Source organism: Pseudomonas sp. L5B5, assembly GCF_020520285.1.
Lineage (GTDB): Bacteria > Pseudomonadota > Gammaproteobacteria > Pseudomonadales > Pseudomonadaceae > Aquipseudomonas.
In genome coordinates this window covers 2,064,874-2,082,035 of record NZ_CP084742.1, presented here as the reverse complement: position 1 = coordinate 2,082,035, position 17,162 = coordinate 2,064,874, and the positions used below count along the sequence as shown (strand labels likewise).

Here is a 17,162-nt window from a genome sequence, read left to right as displayed (position 1 = left end):
GTTGCAATAAGTCAGGCACCAGCCTGACTTTTTTTCAGGAGTCAGCGATGTTGGGGTTGTTTAGAAGTCTTTGGGATTATCGGGGCTTCGTCTGGTCGTCTATTCGCAATGAATTCGTAGCCCGTTTCGCCCGTAGTCGTCTGGGTGGGCTTTGGATGATTATTAACCCGCTGGCGCAAGTCGCGATTTATGCCTTGGTGCTGTCCAACGTGTTGGCTGCGAAGTTGCCGGGCATTGATAATAAGTATGCATATGCCCTCTACCTGATGGCGGGCATTCTGGCGTGGAGCTTGTTCGCTGAAATCACCGGACGGTGCCTGACGCTGTTTATCGATCAGGGTAACTTGATGAAGAAAATGCGCTTTCCGCGAATTACCTTGCCTGTAATTGCGGTGGGGTCGTGTTTGCTTAATTACGGGTTGCTATTTGTTGCGTTGCTGGTGGTTTTTGCGCTGCTTGGTCAGTCTGTCAGCTTGCAGATTCTCTGGATTGTGCCGCTGACTGTTGTTATTACGGCGCTGGCAGTGGGCATTGGCCTGGTGTTGGGAGTGTTGAATGTATTTGTTCGCGATACCGGCCAGGTCGTACCGATAGTCCTGCAAGCCTGGTTCTGGTTTACGCCGATTGTTTATCCCGACAATATCATCCCCGAGGACTTCAAGGGCCTGCTGGGTTTCAATCCGATGTACCCGATTGTGACTGCTTATCATGATGTGTTGGTTCATGCGCGAACGCCGAATCTCGATGGGCTGTTGGTGCCGGCGGTTATTGCGATTGTACTCATGTTGTTAGGCTTGATTATGTTCAGGCGTGCAGCGCCAGAAATGGTGGATGTGCTATGAACCTGCTAAGTGTCAGTCATTTGGGCAAAGCCTACAGAGTCTACGCCTCGGAGTTTCAGCGTATCGGTCGCTGGTTTGGTTTGCCGATAAAACCCAGTGAAGAACATTGGGTAATGAAAGATGTAAGTTTTTCGATCCGTCCCGGCGAGTCGATTGGGATTGTGGGCCAAAATGGTGCCGGCAAGTCGACGTTGCTTAAAATGATTACGGGCACTCTGCAGCCCAGCGAAGGCAGCGTGCAGGTGAATGGTCGTATTGCCGCCATCCTGGAGTTGGGGATGGGTTTCACTCCTGAGTTGACTGGGCGCCAGAATGTCTTTCACTCTGCCGGTTTGATGGGCTTCAGCGTTGCCCAGATCGCTGAGGCGATGCCGGAAATCGAGGCCTTCGCCGAGATCGGCGAGTACTTTGATGAGCCTGTGCGAACCTACTCCAGCGGTATGCAAATGCGGGTCGCTTTTGCGGTGTCCACCGCGTTTCGACCTGATTTGTTAATCGTCGATGAGGCCCTTTCGGTCGGCGATAGCTATTTTCAAGCCAAGTGCTTCAAGCGAATCAAGCAATATCGGGAAGAGGGAATGACCCTGATTCTGGTGTCCCATAGTGCTGATGATATTGTTCGGCATTGCGAAAGGGCCATTCTGCTCAAGAACGGTCGTGTTGGGTTCGATGGCCCTTCCCGGGAGGTTACCAATCGCTATCTCGATGAGCTTTTTGGCAAGAAGAAAGGTGTAGGTCATGAAACGGAAGTCGCAAGTCCGGGCCTTGTTTCAGAAGACTTTTTGAACACCAACGATGTTTTTGCCACTCGCGCAGGTTACAACCCCGCTGAATATCGGTGGGGCCACGGTGGCGCTGCGATTCTGGATTATCTGGTCATTGTCGATGGTGAGCGCTTCCCATCACAGATCGAGAGTAACTCAAATGGTGATTTTTACTTCAAGGTCAGGTTCGATGCCGATTTTGAAAGTGTTGTGCCTGGCTTTTTGATAAAAACGCTGGATGGTATCTTCCTGTATGGTACGAACTCCTTTGTTTCAAGTCGCGGTCAATCTGCTATCTCGGTGAGGGCCGGCGATATCAGAATGTTCAGGTTCTCACTCCCGTTGAATTTGAACGCTGGAGATCATTTGGTCTCATTTGGTATTTCGTCGGGCAACCCGTTGATGGGGGATTTGCTGCCATTAGACCGACGCTATGATGCGGTTATGTTGAAAATCAGCAGGGTCGTCCAGTTCTGGGGGCTATCGGATATGCAGGCCATCTTCAATATCGAGTATCAGGACCCTTCGGAAGCCGAGGTTGTAGCGCATGATTGAGCAATTGGTAGCGGACTTGCCAGAGGTATACCAACCCATATTTGGTCATTCTGATTTTTCAGATCATGCTTCGCGTCCCTGTGCGGATAGGCTCGAAGTTATCGCAGTTATTTATGACGCGTTACAGGCGCTTCTCGGTCGACCTCTCAAAGTTCTGGATTTGGGTTGTGCTCAGGGGTATTTCAGCTTAAGTCTCGCCTCTCGTGGTGCGTCGGTTAGGGGGATCGATTTTCTTGATAAAAATATCGCTGTATGCGATGCGCTCGCAGAGGAAAATCCTGAATTTAACGCGGCTTTTGAAATAGGGCGTGTTGAAGACGTAATTGATAAATTACAGCCTGGGCAGTACGACTTAGTACTCGGGTTGAGCGTTTTTCATCATGTAATTCATGAGCGTGGAATTGATGAGGTAAAGCGTTTATTTCAGAAAGCTGCGGCTATGTGTGGTGCGCTGATTCTGGAAGTTGCACTTCGTGAGGGAGATTTATATTGGGCTGGCTCTCAGCCCGAAGATCCTTTAATTTTGCTTGAGGCTGTTACGTTCGTTCGTGAGGCCGCTCGTTGTAAGACGCATCTTACAAGCGTGGAGCGTCCGCTTTATGTTGCCAGCAATAACTATTGGATCGTCAAAGACAAAGCAGGGGTGTTCGATACATGGAGCAACGAATCCCACGCGCTAGCAAATAACACGCATGAAGGAACCCGGAGATATTTTTTTGGGCCCCAAGAAGTAGTCAAGCAGTACCATTTTGTAGGTCCAAGAACAGAACACAATCGCCTCGAATTTCTTCGTGAAAGGATGTTTTTGTCTAGTGCGCCTCCTGGCTACCCTGTGGCCGTACCAATAGTTACTTCTGAAACTGAGCGGGAGGGCTGGGTGGTTATGCAGCGTCTTCAAGGAGAACTGCTGCTTAACGTACTTGACGACTCTTTGCTGGATCGTAAACGTATACTTAAAGATGTTTTAGAACAATTAGTAGAGCTGGAGTCTTCCGGTCTTTATCATAGTGATGTTAGATCTTGGAATATTCTGATTGCAGCGTGTGGTGGTGCTTATTTAATTGATTATGGCGCTATTTCGCAAGAAATTAGGGACTGCGTTTGGCCTTATAATGTCTATCTTGCGTTTATGGTATTTGTTCATGAGTTGGCAACGGGGCACGTTGCTGATCCAGCCCCTATTCGACAGATCTCAATTACGCCTTTTAACTTACCACAACCTTTTCGGAGTTGGGCGTCAGGTTTATGGACTTTGCCTGCAACGAAATGGAGTTTTCGTCTGATGCTTGATCACCTTAATGCTTTAGGTGAACAGCCAACAAACGGGGAGCCAGAAAAAAATGAAGAGCTTTGGATGCAAGCGATTGAAGAGGCGATAGACCTGCACAGTGGTTGCATACGAGATTTAGGTGGACAATTTTTAGGGAAAATTCACGATATGGACATACAGCTTGAGAAAGTTCGGGACCAAGTGACACGGGTTGCCGAGTTTACTCTAGACGTTCAAGGGAGTATGAAGGATTTTGAACAGCGGGCGATACACAGTGAAGCGATTGCTGAGCAGTTGCGTTTACAACTTCAAGAGGTGAGCCAGCGTATTGAGTCTGCAGAGCGGCGCAGTCATGAGACTGAGTTGGCGCTGCGTGAAAGCATTGGCCGTGCAGCCCAAGCAGATGCAAGACGGGAAGCCTCGGAGCATTTGAATGACTCATTGCGAGAGCAGTCCAGGCAGTCGACCAATGATTTGCTGGAACTCTGCAAAGGTCATCAAAAGATTATGCTTCAGCTTGAGATCGAGCTGGATGGACAGCTACAGGAGGCACGGCAACGTCTTGCTGTTGCGTTGTCTGACGCCCAAAGTTGGAGGGAGAAAGGTAACGAGATCGAGGCTGCACACCAGCAGATGCAGAACACATTAGATGAAGCGCTTGCAAATGCACATTATTGGTATGCCCAGGCAATAGCTAATGAAAAGCTGGTAACTGCTCTTCATAAAAGCACTTCGTGGCGTATTACCTGGCCTATGCGTGCGATAACTCGGGCATTGCGCTGGACGTCGTTGCTCCCGGTGCGACTAATCAGGACCGTTATGCGTAAAGGGGCGGAAATGCTCATTCAGTCTCTGCTAGCTTTACCGGCGTTGAGCAGACCCCTTATCGTGTTCCTGAAGCGTTACCCACGTATTTACGGACATCTTCATCGTTTTGCTAGTCATCGAGGTTTGATTCGAGGGAGTCTGATTTCCACGGCTAATTCTGGTTTTCTCACTTCTCAGACGAAATCGTTGCAGAACGTCTTGGCACAGGCTAAGGATCCTTCTGCGGATTTTGAGAATGCGCCAGTTACAGAGAATGAATACTCTGAGAAGAGGATCGCTGTTCTGGCGCCTATTTCGAGTTCAGGTGTGTCAGGTGGTGCGGAACGTCTGTATTCAGGACTGGTTAAAGCTCTACAAGCTCACGGCTGCGTCGTCGAACTGATTTGTCTGTCTGTTGATGAAGCTACTTTTGATGGCATTAAACAAGGTTATCATGACTTTGCTGCCTTGGACTTGAGCGCGTTTGATTTGGTGATATCTACTAAGGCACCTTCTTACGCGGTAAAACACCCTAATCACATTCTTTATCTAGTTCATACGGTTAGGGTATTTTATGATATGTTTTGCAATGTTTTTCCTAATGCTAATGATGAGATAAAGGCGCAGCGGCTCTGGATTCATCACGAAGACGGCCAAGCCTTTTCCCAGGTGAAGCACCGGTTTTCCATTGGGGCTGAAGTATCCAAGCGTTTAGTTGATTGGAATGACTGTGATGCCGAGGTCCTCCATCCTCCGATGGATATTGATGGGCTTTACAATGCGGGTTCCGGCGATTATTTCTTTATGCCTGGTCGTCTTCATGAGTGGAAGCGAGTTGACTTGGCTATTAGGGCAATCAAGTATTCATCGTTACCGATGAAACTGGTTATTTCGGGAGAGGGAGACGCTGAGCTGTACTTGCGTAAACTCGCTGATGGGGATGCTAGAATTGAGTTTCTGGGAAGAGTGGATGATGGCACGCTTAAACGCCTATATGCCGGTGCGTTGGCTGTTCCCTTCCTACCTATTCGAGAAGACTACGGATACGTCACTCTTGAAGCGTTTGCGTCCTGTAAACCAGTTATTACATGCACCGATTCCGGCGAGCCTCAGGCTATTGTCGAACATGGAGTTTCGGGATTGGTTTGTCTGCCGCAGCCAGAGACGGTGTGCCAAGCTTTCGAACGGCTTTGGCTTGATCGTCCGCTTGCTGCTCGAATGGGTACTGCGGGAAAAGAACGTGTGTCCGCTATTAATTGGGCGGGAGTTTCCAGCCGCTTACTGCAAGCTGGCTTTCCCGAGATTAGAATTCCTGTAGGTCATCTTAAACCACCACTCAAGGTTGCAGTACTTGATATGCAGCCGATCATTCCCGCTGTCGGTGGTGGCAGGCTTCGTTTGCTTGGGCTCTATCATGCGCTTGGAGAAGACCTTAATGTCAGGTATGTGGGGACCTACGATTGGCCGGGTGAAAAATATCGGCGCCATACGATCACTCCCATGTTTGAAGAGATTGATGTCCCTCTAAGTGCTGAGCATCATGCTGCCGCTGAACAAGCCGCACGCCAAGCGGGGGGGAAGGCGATAATCGACATGTTGTTTTCCCAGCAAGCGCACTTATCTCCGGACTATCTAAAGGAGGTTTTTGATGCGGTTGAATGGGCAGAGGTTGTGGTGTTCTCGCACCCATGGGTTGCTCCATTGGTGGGTGACAATTTCTTGAGAGGGAAGACCGTAGTTTATGACTCGCACAATGTTGAGTCAGAGCTGCGCTCGCAGCTGTTGAACTTGAATAACCCATTTGAGCAAAGCGTACTGGACGAAGTTGTTCGTTCGGAACAGCTCGTAGGGGATCGGGCCGATATTGTCCTTGCATGTTCGCAAGAGGACATAGACGGTTTCTTTGATCGTTTCGGCTGGAGCAAAAGCAAACTAAAGCTTGTCCCAAATGGTGTTTTCAGCGATGTGATTCGGCCTCCAACACATGAAGAGAAGAGCGCAGCGCGAAAGGCTTTAGGTTTTGTTCACAGTGATCGCGTAGCTTTCTTTATAGGTAGTAACTATACGCCGAATGTTGAGGCGGGACTGTTTATAGTCGAGGAACTGGCGAAAGAGCACCCGAATTGTATTTTTGCAATTGGTGGAGGCGTATGCAGCCAGTTGCCAGAAAAGTTGCCCAAGAACGTTCGTCGGATTGGATTTCTTGAAGAGGAAGATAAGGTCCGTTGGCTGCATGCAAGTGACTTCGCGATTAACCCAATGTTTTCTGGGTCTGGCACTAATATTAAAATGTTCGATTTTATGTCGGCCGGTCTTCCTATCATCGCAACTCACATTGGCGCGAGGGGGATTGTTTCTAAAAGTACCGACGGAATTTACCTTGCTGATCGGGACGGTGTGAGTCGCTTGGTAGGAAACATATTTAATGATCGTGATTCGCTGATCTCGGGTGGCCAGAGTAATCGGCGTACTGTAGAGAAGTGTTTCTCTTGGGAAAGTATTTCTCCGGCATTGGGTTGTATTGTCCGCAATGCAAACTTGCGTAGGCGGGGATCCGCATTGCTGTCAGGTGCAGATAAAAAAATGAAGCTCAGAGTTGCACATCTAAGCACCGTTGGCCTTAAGTGCGGAATTGGTGAGTACACTAGAAAGTTAATAAGTGTTTATCAGGACAGTGGTATTTCCAATTTCATTTTATGCGCGCAGGCTGCAAATGAACAACCTGATCTTTCAGGTATTAGCGTGCCTGCCAAGATAGTTTGGTTTTTTGATAACGTAACATGGAATAGCAGTCGTATCGAGATCAGCACACTCCAGAGTTTGCTAGGGTGGGAGGTTACTCACTTACTTATTCAATATCACCCAGGCTATTATCCTGCTGAAGTGTTGAGTTCCTTTGTAGAGTCGGTATTGGGTCATGGAATTACGGTCTCGGTGGTCGTGCATAATTTCGTTGAAGGCAGCACCTCTGCAATGCGTAAGCTCAATAATTTGGGTGTCACGTTGTTTTCGCACCGGACAACGGAGGTCTTTCAGGCTAAGGAGCTAGGTGTCGTCCTTGAAAAGGTGCCTTTGGCGATGGAGTTTAAAGAAGGCCTTCCACTCAAGACCATTGTCCATAGAGATTGGATCGCTAAACCACCGATCATTATCACTACCGGTTTCTTGCGCAAACATAAAGGTGTCGTTTCTCTGATTCGTGCTATGCCCGAAGTGCTAACGAAGTTTCCTGGTGCGCAATTGATTGTTCAATGCGCCTTATACTCCAGTGAAGACTCTAAGCAAGAACTCAAGGACTGTGAGATGGAGCTAACTCGACTTGGTATCCAAGGTGCTGTCAGATTAGATACGCGCTTTCTTGACAAAGACCTGGTTTTGGGAGAGTTGGCTAAGGCAGATCTTGCTGTCTTGCCTTATGAGCAAAGTAACGAAGGTGGAAGTGCTACTGCTGCAGATTGTATGTGCGTGGGGCTGCCATTGATCGTTTCAACAGCTGAGATTTTCGATGAGGTAAGGAGCGTTGCATTAACAGTTCCACCAGAGGTTGAGCAAATATCTCAAGGTATTTTGAGTGTATTGGCAGACCCCGAACGTTATGCGTCTTTGGTGGAGGCTTCTTTACAATACGCAAATGAGAACTCCTGGGGAAATATTGCGGGGGTGTTTTTATCTAAATAGAAGGGAACTAGCGTCAGAGAAGGCGGTTTTTAGCTGCCACTCTTGACGCCCTATCAGAGCAGCTTATTTAGGCTTAGGGTAGAGGTTTCTTGCTCTAGGCTGCGATAGGTTCACCGTGGGAGTCGGGGGGGAGTTTTGTTTTTAATTTTTCGGGGGGCGCGCGTCATGGGGTGGGTAAATGAGTGAGGTTTCCAGGTCTGGATCGAGAGTTACCAAGGGTCTTATTTTGGCCGTGGTAGTTGTCTTTGTTTCTTTTTTATATATTCTATTTAAAAGTATTGGTCTCTATCCACTAGTCATGTCGGATGAGTATAACTACAGTAAGTACTCCAGATTGTTACCGTTTTCTCAGGGGTATCTACCTAATTATCTGTATTTTCTTCTATACAGTGCTACTAGTTACTGTGGGGATGGTTTTTTGCAGTGCTCAAGGGTCTTTAATGTGGCCTTTTTTGTCTGCTCATTTCCGTTTATTTATTTAGTGTCAAGATTGGTTGTTGCGAGAACAGTTTCATTTTTTATAGCGCTTGTATGTATTTTAGGACCTTTGAATTCTTACACTGCGTACTATATGCCTGATTCGCTTTACTTTTTTTCCTTTTGGGTGTTTTGTTGGTTTACTTTGAGGCTGGATCTTCACTCTGGTTTAGCTTCGTGGTCGGCAAGTGGTGCAATTCTCGGAGTGTGCAGTGTTATTAAGCCGCACGCATTTTTTTTAGTTCCGGTAGTTGTTTTATATATTTCATACTCAGGGTACAAAATCCTTGGTATTTATTTTAGAAGTGTAGTTGCAAGGGCTCTTGTTTTTGTGTTGGCGGTTTTTTTGGTCAGAGTCTTACTGGGCTACCTTATCGCAGGGCAGAGTGGTTTTTCTGTTTTTGGTGCTTTTTACTCCTCTGAAGTTGGCAAAGCTTCTGGCGGACTGCAAAAATATATAAGCCTTGCTCGCTTGGGTGTCTATAGTGCCATCGGGCATATTTTGTCGTTGAGCGTATTGTTTGGTCTTCCTCTCGCCATTGCGCTTACGACGCTAGGTAAATCATTTTTTTCAAAGGGTGAGTTGTGTTCGAGACAAAAAATTTCATTTTTTTTGATTTTTAGTCTATTGGTGCTAGTTGCTGTTGTAGCGCTATTCACCGCGTCTGTGGCTGGTGGCGGTGGATACGAGACTATTGCTAGACTGCACATGCGGTACTATGATTTTTTATTCCCTATGTTTTTGATAGTAGCGGCTGCTCAGATTAAAAATGTCGAAGTAAGTGAGCGTAAATGGATAGATATAGTGTGTGGGGTCACTATCTCTGCTTCTGCTTTATATGTCGTTTATAATGGATTGGATGGCTATACCCCTGGATTTGTTGATAGTCCAATCCTTCGAGGTATTACATCTAATGTGAATGTGTTTTTTGCATTTTGTTTGGGTTCTTTCGGGTTGATTACTTTTTGGGTGATGGGTTCGAAAAAGTCCATAGTTGTGTTTTTGTACTGCTATGTTCCTCTTTCAATGGCGTTCTCTTCGTTTTACCTAAATAAGGAAATGTACGCTGCTATAAAACCAACTGTTTTTGATACGGCCGGTATTTTTGTCAGGCAGTATTTGCCGTCTCAAGAGTTGCCGCATACTCTAGTGGTCGGTAAGGATGTTGCGAGTTTATATCGTGCTTTATTTCATATTGACAGTGCTGGTGCTAAGTTTGAGGCGCTGCCTGAAGGCCAGCTATATAATTTTTCTACTACTCCTGAGGATACCCAGTGGGTTTTGGCGATAGGTGACCGCTTGCTGCCAGAAAGAAAGGCAGGTGAATTTCGTGTTGAAATGAATGGTTTTCAACTCGTTAGGGTCGGCAGGAACATGGAGGTCTATTTTGCTCGTGACTCTTGGCCAGGAATATTAGAGTCTGTTGGTGGACTTTCTTGGGCTGAGCCGTGGGGGCGTTGGTCGGATACCAAAACAATTAGTTTAAAATTTCTGGAACCATTACCTGAACACCTTAAAGTCACAATTGTTGGTCGGGCCTTTGGGCCCAATGTTGGAAAGGTCATAACTCTTAATTTGGGTGCTGAGAAGGCGGAGTTCTCCTTGGGTGCGGCAATTGAAGAGAAAGTGATATATCTGCGGAACGATGGTCATTCCCGCTCAGTCTTTATAGATGTTCCAGATCCCGTAAGTCCAATGGAAATGGGGGCTAGTACTGATGGGCGTAAGCTCGGAATCGGGCTTGTTAAACTGCGGGTTGAGGCAGATTGATGTTAACGGAGCGACTCATGAAAAAAGCAATTATTACCGGCATCACCGGCCAAGACGGTGCCTACCTTGCTCAGCTGTTGCTGGAAAAAGGCTACGTGGTCTATGGCACCTATCGCCGAACCAGCTCGGTCAATTTCTGGCGTATGGATGAGTTGGGTGTCACCCAGCACCCTAACCTGCACTTGGTCGAATATGACCTGACCGACCTGTCCTCCAGTATTCGCTTGCTGCAAACCACTGAGGCGACTGAGGTCTACAACCTGGCCGCGCAGAGCTTTGTCGGTGTGTCCTTTGATCAGCCGGTGACCACCGCTGAGATCACTGGCCTGGGCGCAGTCAACCTGTTGGAAGCGATCCGTATAGTTAACCCGAAGGTCCGTTTCTACCAGGCATCTACCTCAGAAATGTTTGGCAAGGTACAAGCGATCCCCCAGATCGAAACGACCTCTTTCTACCCGCGCAGCCCGTATGGTGTGGCCAAACTGTATGCACACTGGATGACCATCAACTACCGTGAGTCTTACGGCATCTTCGGTGCGAGCGGCATCCTGTTCAATCATGAGTCCCCGCTGCGTGGCCGTGAGTTTGTGACGCGCAAGATTACCGACTCGGTGGCCAAGATTACCCAGGGCAAGCTGGACGTCCTGGAGCTGGGCAACATGGACGCCAAGCGCGATTGGGGTTTTGCCAAGGAGTACGTTGAAGGTATGTGGCGCATGCTGCAGGCCGATGAGCCGGATACCTTTGTGCTGGCTACCAACCGTACTGAAACCGTACGCGACTTCGTATCGCTTGCATTTAAGGCAGTAGATATCAATCTCGACTGGAAAGGCCAGGGCGACCAAGAGCACGCGATCGATGCTGCCAGCGGCAAGACCGTTGTGCAAGTCAATCCGAAGTTCTACCGCCCGGCTGAAGTGGAGCTCTTGATTGGCGATCCTGCAAAAGCCAAGAAAGTGCTGGGTTGGGAGCCTAAAACCAATCTGGAAGAGCTGTGCCGGATGATGGTTGAGGCGGACTTGCGCCGCAATGAAAAAGGCTTTTCGTTCTAAGGCCAACAGGGCGCTTTTTGGCGCCCCGAGCGGGCGGGCCAGTTTATCGGTTCGCTCGTCCTACTCATGTTGTTCAGGCCAAAGGTGAATAGCCGTGAAACATGTTCTATTGACCGGAGCCAATGGCTTTGTCGGTAAGGTGCTGCAGGAACAATTACTTGCGGCTGGTTATCGGGTGAGCTGTGCTTGCACGTCCCCCAATCTGTCACCGCGTACAGGCGTGGAACAGGTTCTGTTGGATATTCGGGATGCTGACGCGTGTGCCGAGACCCTCGGGCGCATCAAGCCAAGCCACATCGTGCATCTGGCAGCTATTTCACATGTGCCGACCAGCTTTCGCGATCCTTTGCTGACGTGGAATACCAACGTCCTGGGCAGTTTGAATCTGCTGGAAGCAATCAAACAGCAAGCACCTTATGCTTTCGTTGTATTCGCCAGTTCTTCGGAAGTCTACGGTGAAGCCTTCAAGGCGGGTGTTGCGCTGGATGAAGACAGCCTTTGTTTGCCGATGAATCCCTATGCGGCGAGTAAATTGGCTGCGGAATTGGCTTTTGAGCAGTATTTCAAGCAAGGCATCCGGGGCGTAATCGCACGCCCGTTCAACCACATCGGGTTCGGTCAATCTCCCGATTTCGTGACGGCGTCTTTTGCCAGGCAAATCGCGTTGATCGAGAGCGGAAAGCAGGCGCCGATCATGCAAGTGGGCAATCTTGAAGCGTGTAGGGATTTCCTCGACGTACGCGATGTGTGTACAGCCTATTTGCAATTATTGGCGTTGAGCGAGGCTCAAGACCATCCACGGCTTTTTAATATCGCTTCCGGCAATGCACGCAAGATTTGCAGCATTCTTGATGAGCTGATTAGCCAGAGCGGTGCCAGTATTACCGTTGAACTCGACCCGCAACGTTTGCGACCTTCGGACATACCGTTTGCTGTCGGTAACTGTGATCGTATCCGTGACGTCTTGAACTGGCAGCCGAAGATTCCGTTGAAAGAAACGCTGGCTTCATTGTTGGCAGACTGGCGCGTGCGCGTGGTAGCCGAGCAATGAAGGTGTTGATGGGCACCGAGTCGTTACGCCCCCCATTGACCGGTATCGGCAATTACACGCTCAACCTGTTGCGTGAGTTTCAGGCACTGCCCGACGTTGAGGCAGTTGATTGTTTTGACGGGAATATTTTTTCATCGTCAACGGATGTTCTTTCTGGCCAGGGCCGTCATCTGGGGCCATCCTCATATGATAATTCAGGCGACCGATGGAGGAATCAGATACGTAAGACCGTACGGGCTATGCCGCTGGCCTACAGCCTTAAATCGGTTTGGTCAAACTTGCGCTTCAAACAAGGGAGTCCGGGGCGACAGGACTTTGTTTATCACGAGCCTAATTTCATCCTAAAACCCCATGACGGGCCTAGCGTGGCCACAGTGCATGATCTTTCGTTTGTTCAGCACCCCGAGTTTCATCCGGCGGAACGAGTCGCTTGGTTGAGTCGCCAATTGCCTAGGACCTTGGACCGAGCGGACTTCATTATCACTGACTCAGAAGTCGTACGTGCTGAATTGATTGAACAGTTCAGCGTCCCAAGAGAAAGAGTCAGGGCCATTTATTTGGGGGCGGACGCGAGGTTCAAGCAGCGTTCGGCAGATGCTACCAAGACGGTGCTGGCTAGGTACGGATTGGTTCATGGCAGTTACCTTGCGTTTGTTGGCACCATCGAACCTCGGAAAGGGATTTCAGTACTGCTGGATGCCTGGGAGCGTTTAATGCCGTCCATCCGGCGGGCATGGCCGTTGGTGATCGCTGGGGCGTCTGGTTGGCATAATGCCCAGCTGATGGGCCGAATCGAGGCGTTACGGGCAAAGGGGGAGGTGAAGTATTTGCAGTTTGTCAGTGAACAGGACCTGCCATTCATTTACTCGGGGGCAGCAACGTTTATCTATCCCTCTGTCTATGAAGGGTTTGGTTTGCCGGTGCTTGAGGCAATGGCCAGTGGCGTTCCGGCAATTTGTGGTGCTGGTACCTCCATGGCTGAATTTGCAGAAGGAGCGTGCAAACTTTTTGAGGTGACAGATGCTGACGCATTAGCCCAGTCAATTTTTGAACTGGTTGAGGATGCAAGCCTGCGTGCTCGTATCGCCCATCTCGGAATGATTCAGGCCAATAAGTTTTCATGGGCGCGCTGTGCCCGGGAAACTTTCAAGGTCTATATGGGCGCGTTAGGGGAAAGTTAATGGAGGTTACTCGAGGGCGCATTTGATTGTGCTATGCCTCTCTGAAGTCAATGTGCGTAGTGGTGTGAGATCGAAAGTTGTATCTTTCTGGAACCGTAGTGCAGTTTTCTTCGGTGAAGGCAACGGATCGGCGATTTCCTAAAAAACATCGTTGTTAGATAGGTGCTATTTGAAAGTATTACATTTTTATAAAACCTTTGCAGCTGATCAACACGGCGGTGTTGAGATGTTTATCAGGCATCTGACACATACCACAACTAAACAAGGGTGTGAGAATGTCGTGCTTTCATTGGCGTCAGAGGAGGTCTCATTGGTTCAAGAGCCAGATTACCAATTGGTTCATGCCAAGGAGAGTTTCAACGTGGCATCGACGGGGTTTTCTGTTTCAGCCTTTAATGTTTTTACGCGGCTTGCAAAGACAGTAGATGTTGTTCATTACCACTTTCCGTGGCCTTTTATGGATATGGTACATTTTTTTAGCCGCTTTAAAAAACCAACGGTGGTTACGTATCACTCTGATATTGTTCGGCAAAAAATGCTTAAGTGCCTCTATAGTCCTCTACAGAATGCATTCTTGAATAGTGTGGACGCAATAGTCGCCACGAGCCCTAACTATCTTGAGAGTTCGCCTATATTGGCTCGCTATCGTAATAAGTCGACTTCTATTCCTATTGGCCTGGAGCAATCAATGTATCCATGCGCAGAGGTTCGCATGGTTGATGAGTTGCGCAAGCGTCATGGTCGGTTTTTTCTCTTCGTTGGTGTATTGCGCTACTACAAAGGCTTGAAGTTTTTGCTTCAGGCAATAGAGGGTACGGATTGGCCCTTGTTAATTGTGGGCGCGGGGCCACTTGAGCAAGAGTTGATGCAGATGGCGACTGATCGTAAATTGCATAATGTACATTTTATTGGGCAGGTCAGTGAGCAGGAAAAAGTAAATTTATTTGAGGCATGTTATGCGGTTGTGTTTCCCTCACATCTACGGTCAGAGGCCTTTGGAATAAGCCTTCTTGAAGCTGCCATGTTCGGAAAGCCCATGGTTTGTAGTGAAATCGGCACAGGAACCAGCTTTATCAATCAGCATGAGGTGTCGGGGCTAGTAGTTCCACCTGGAAATGCCCTGGCGATGCGTAATGCAATGGGACTCTTATGGGAGTCTACAGAGCTGGCAGCGCGTTACGGAGAGGCTGCCAGAGAGCGTTACCTGAACGTATTTACTTCGCGTTCTATGGGGGCTGCTTATATTAAACTCTACTCTGAATTGATTGGCCGCCAAAGGGGGGCTTAAAGGGCTTAAGCTCCCTGTTTTATGAGTGAGGCATAAGTCAAGATCGTAGTGGTTTATGGTGAGTGCTTCTCCATTGGATGATGATTTCAGGCTCCTAAAAATACTAACTCAGCCAAAAAAATTGCTGTAGCACGTCTAAATTACGAGCTCTTATCAGCAGACTGAGGCGAACGGACAGATTGAAATATGACCATTGACCAGCAGGATCAAATTAGACTGGGTGTCGGCAACAATACCGCCCCGCTAGGGAGCAGCAAAATCGCTGTATTAATTCCCTCCTATCGAGTACTTCCTCATATCCTTGGGGTGATTTCAGCAATTGGCCCGGAAGTCGAACGAATCTACGTCATCGATGATTGCTGCCCCGATGGTTCTGGCGTGCATGTCGAAGAGAACTGTGCTGATCCTCGAGTGAAAGTGCTGCGCAATCCTGAAAATCAGGGCGTTGGTGGTGCAGTGATGACTGGTTACAAGGCTGCCATCGAAGACGATATGGATGTGATTGTCAAAATCGATGGGGATGGCCAGATGGATCCATCACTGATTATGAATTTCGTCAATCCAATACTTGACGGGGAAGCAGATTATACGAAAGGTAATCGGTTCTTTGACTTGGAAGAAATTCGCTCAATGCCAAAAGTCCGTCTATTTGGTAACGCGGCACTTTCTTTTATGACGAAATTTTCTTCTGGTTATTGGGATTTGTTTGATCCAACCAATGGCTACACTGCAATACATCGTGAGGTTGCCAGGCATCTACCGTTTACTAAAATTAGTCGTCGCTATTTTTTTGAAACAGATATTTTGTTTAGGCTGAATACGTTGCGCGCGGTTGTTGTTGATATTCCAATGCATGCTAAATATGGCGATGAAGTTAGTAATCTTAAAGTCTCACAGGTAGTGGGTGAGTTTTTTTTCAAACATGTTCGTAATTTTTGTAAACGTATATTTTATAATTATTATTTGAGGGATATGTCGCTAGCATCTATTGAGCTACCTGTAGGGTTATTGATGTTGATGTGCGGTCTTATATTTGGAGTTAATCATTGGATCAGCTCTATATATTCTGGTGTGCCAACGCCAGCCGGTACCGTAATGCTTGCGGCGCTACCTGTTATTTTAGGGATTCAGCTGATTCTTGCGTTTCTTGGACAGGATATATCATCAGTACCTAGGAGGCCATTTCACTTGGCAAAAATAAAATCTAAGTTTAAAAGAGAGAAAAACTGATGAAGGCATTGAGAGATTTTCTGTCGGACCCATCGCTCAGGACATTGGATATCGATGGCCCCGAGCGGCTACAGTTGCATGAGAAAGTGCTTGCGCGCAAGCGCATGCTTCGCGAAGTGTTCATTGAGTTTCATCATTCGTTTCACCGCCTGTCACGTCGCTATTTTAAAGGTACGGGCCTCGAGATAGAACTGGGGGCAGGTATTGCACCTATGCGTGATTCATACCCAGATGTTCTGGCTACAGACATCGTTTCCAGCGAGCGTCTGGACAGGCCAATAAATGCTGAAGCGATGGATTTGGACGATAGTTCTGTCAAAGCATTTTATGGGCAGAACTGTTTTCATCACTTTCCTCACCCCGATCGATTTTTCACAGAACTCCAACGGACTCTAAAGCCAGGGGGCGGGGCTGTTTTGATAGAACCCTATTACGGGCCCCTTGCCGCATTTCTTTATAAGCGCTTGTTCAAGTCTGAAGGATTTGACATGCACTTCGAATCATGGGAGACACCGTCGACAGGTCCCATGAATGGGGCTAATCAGGCCCTTAGTTATATTGTGTTTGTTCGGGATAAAAAAGTGTTTGAAAATAAGTATCCTGACCTTCATGTTGTTCATCAGGAGGTGTGCGGGAATTACCTGAGGTATTTGATTTCTGGTGGGTTAAATTTTCGTCAGTTGCTTCCCGGTGCGTTGATTCCTTTGATAAAGTTGGTTGAAAAGTTGCTTTATCCGATGAGGCGTTTTTTAGCACTCCATCATATTGTGGTTATCAGGAGAAATCCTTGACCTTTATCCGTTATGGTGCTGTTCAAGTCTTGGCATATGCACTGGATATGGGTGCGTTTTTGCTCTTGCTTTCTTTTTTTAAGAACGAACCCGTCTTGGCTAATATAGCAGGTAAAGTTGTGGCTGGCGTGTTTGCCTTCTTTTTGCATCGGCACTTCACGTTTCAATCTACAGCTAGTAATAGTAAGGTTCAGGCAATTCGCTATTTCTCATTACTTGTTGTTAATATTCCTATAGTTTCAATCTTGTTAGGTGCGGGTTTGTATTTTTTCGACAACCCTGCTGTAGTGAAGTTTATAGCTGATGTGGCTTGCGTGTTGCTGACTTACTGGGTTAGTAAGTTATTTGTATTTCATTCGGATAAGTACGATTCTGCTCCATCCGAGCGTAGCAAAGGTTCATGAC

Annotated in this window: 11 protein-coding genes; all 11 read left to right on the top strand. The window is 47.8% G+C overall.

Annotated features, from left to right (window positions below):
* The first annotated feature begins 47 nt into the window (after positions 1-47).
* The 11 genes from LGQ10_RS09335 to LGQ10_RS09285 all read left to right on the top strand — a co-directional run bounded on the left by LGQ10_RS09335 (position 48) and on the right by LGQ10_RS09285 (position 17,161).
* Positions 48-842, top strand: a complete 795-nt coding sequence (locus tag LGQ10_RS09335) for an ABC transporter permease (protein ID WP_226525382.1) — start codon at positions 48-50, stop codon at positions 840-842.
* Positions 839-2,161, top strand: a complete 1,323-nt coding sequence (locus LGQ10_RS09330; protein WP_226525381.1) for an ABC transporter ATP-binding protein — start codon at positions 839-841, stop codon at positions 2,159-2,161. Before LGQ10_RS09335 ends, LGQ10_RS09330 begins: the two co-directional genes overlap by 4 nt.
* Positions 2,154-7,916, top strand: a complete 5,763-nt coding sequence (locus tag LGQ10_RS09325) for a glycosyltransferase (RefSeq protein ID WP_226525380.1) — start codon at positions 2,154-2,156, stop codon at positions 7,914-7,916. The genes LGQ10_RS09330 and LGQ10_RS09325 overlap by 8 nt, the downstream gene beginning before the upstream one ends.
* A gap of 178 nt (positions 7,917-8,094) precedes the next feature.
* Positions 8,095-10,164, top strand: coding sequence for a DUF7024 domain-containing protein (locus LGQ10_RS09320; protein WP_226525379.1), 2,070 nt, complete (start codon positions 8,095-8,097; stop codon positions 10,162-10,164).
* A 17-nt stretch (positions 10,165-10,181) separates the two neighbouring features.
* Positions 10,182-11,216, top strand: coding sequence for a GDP-mannose 4,6-dehydratase (gene gmd / locus LGQ10_RS09315; RefSeq protein WP_201122272.1), 1,035 nt, complete (start codon positions 10,182-10,184; stop codon positions 11,214-11,216).
* Between the two features lie 94 nt (positions 11,217-11,310).
* On the top strand, positions 11,311-12,267 hold the full coding sequence (locus LGQ10_RS09310; protein WP_226525378.1) for a GDP-mannose 4,6-dehydratase: 957 nt from the start codon (positions 11,311-11,313) through the stop codon (positions 12,265-12,267).
* Complete coding sequence (locus LGQ10_RS09305) at positions 12,264-13,448, top strand: glycosyltransferase family 4 protein (protein ID WP_226525377.1); 1,185 nt, start codon at positions 12,264-12,266, stop codon at positions 13,446-13,448. The genes LGQ10_RS09310 and LGQ10_RS09305 overlap by 4 nt, the downstream gene beginning before the upstream one ends.
* Before the next feature lie 169 nt (positions 13,449-13,617).
* On the top strand, positions 13,618-14,736 hold the full coding sequence (locus LGQ10_RS09300) for a glycosyltransferase (protein ID WP_226525376.1): 1,119 nt from the start codon (positions 13,618-13,620) through the stop codon (positions 14,734-14,736).
* Between the two features lie 186 nt (positions 14,737-14,922).
* On the top strand, positions 14,923-15,966 hold the full coding sequence (locus LGQ10_RS09295; protein ID WP_226525375.1) for a glycosyltransferase family 2 protein: 1,044 nt from the start codon (positions 14,923-14,925) through the stop codon (positions 15,964-15,966).
* On the top strand, positions 15,966-16,757 hold the full coding sequence (locus LGQ10_RS09290; RefSeq protein ID WP_226525374.1) for a class I SAM-dependent methyltransferase: 792 nt from the start codon (positions 15,966-15,968) through the stop codon (positions 16,755-16,757). Before LGQ10_RS09295 ends, LGQ10_RS09290 begins: the two co-directional genes overlap by 1 nt.
* Positions 16,754-17,161, top strand: a complete 408-nt coding sequence (locus LGQ10_RS09285) for a GtrA family protein (protein ID WP_226525373.1) — start codon at positions 16,754-16,756, stop codon at positions 17,159-17,161. Before LGQ10_RS09290 ends, LGQ10_RS09285 begins: the two co-directional genes overlap by 4 nt.
* The last annotated feature ends 1 nt before the right edge of the window (position 17,162 follow it).

Excerpts from the sequence above, each read along its gene's own strand:
- LGQ10_RS09335 (WP_226525382.1), top strand. The coding sequence starts at position 48 with ATGTTGGGGTTGTTTAGAAGTCTTTGGGATTATCGGGGCTTCGTCTGG.
- LGQ10_RS09330 (WP_226525381.1), top strand. The coding sequence starts at position 839 with ATGAACCTGCTAAGTGTCAGTCATTTGGGCAAAGCCTACAGAGTCTAC.
- LGQ10_RS09325 (WP_226525380.1), top strand. The coding sequence starts at position 2,154 with ATGATTGAGCAATTGGTAGCGGACTTGCCAGAGGTATACCAACCCATA.
- LGQ10_RS09320 (WP_226525379.1), top strand. The coding sequence starts at position 8,095 with ATGAGTGAGGTTTCCAGGTCTGGATCGAGAGTTACCAAGGGTCTTATT.
- gmd (WP_201122272.1), top strand. The coding sequence starts at position 10,182 with ATGAAAAAAGCAATTATTACCGGCATCACCGGCCAAGACGGTGCCTAC.
- LGQ10_RS09305 (WP_226525377.1), top strand. The coding sequence starts at position 12,264 with ATGAAGGTGTTGATGGGCACCGAGTCGTTACGCCCCCCATTGACCGGT.
- LGQ10_RS09295 (WP_226525375.1), top strand. The coding sequence starts at position 14,923 with ATGACCATTGACCAGCAGGATCAAATTAGACTGGGTGTCGGCAACAAT.
- LGQ10_RS09290 (WP_226525374.1), top strand. The coding sequence starts at position 15,966 with ATGAAGGCATTGAGAGATTTTCTGTCGGACCCATCGCTCAGGACATTG.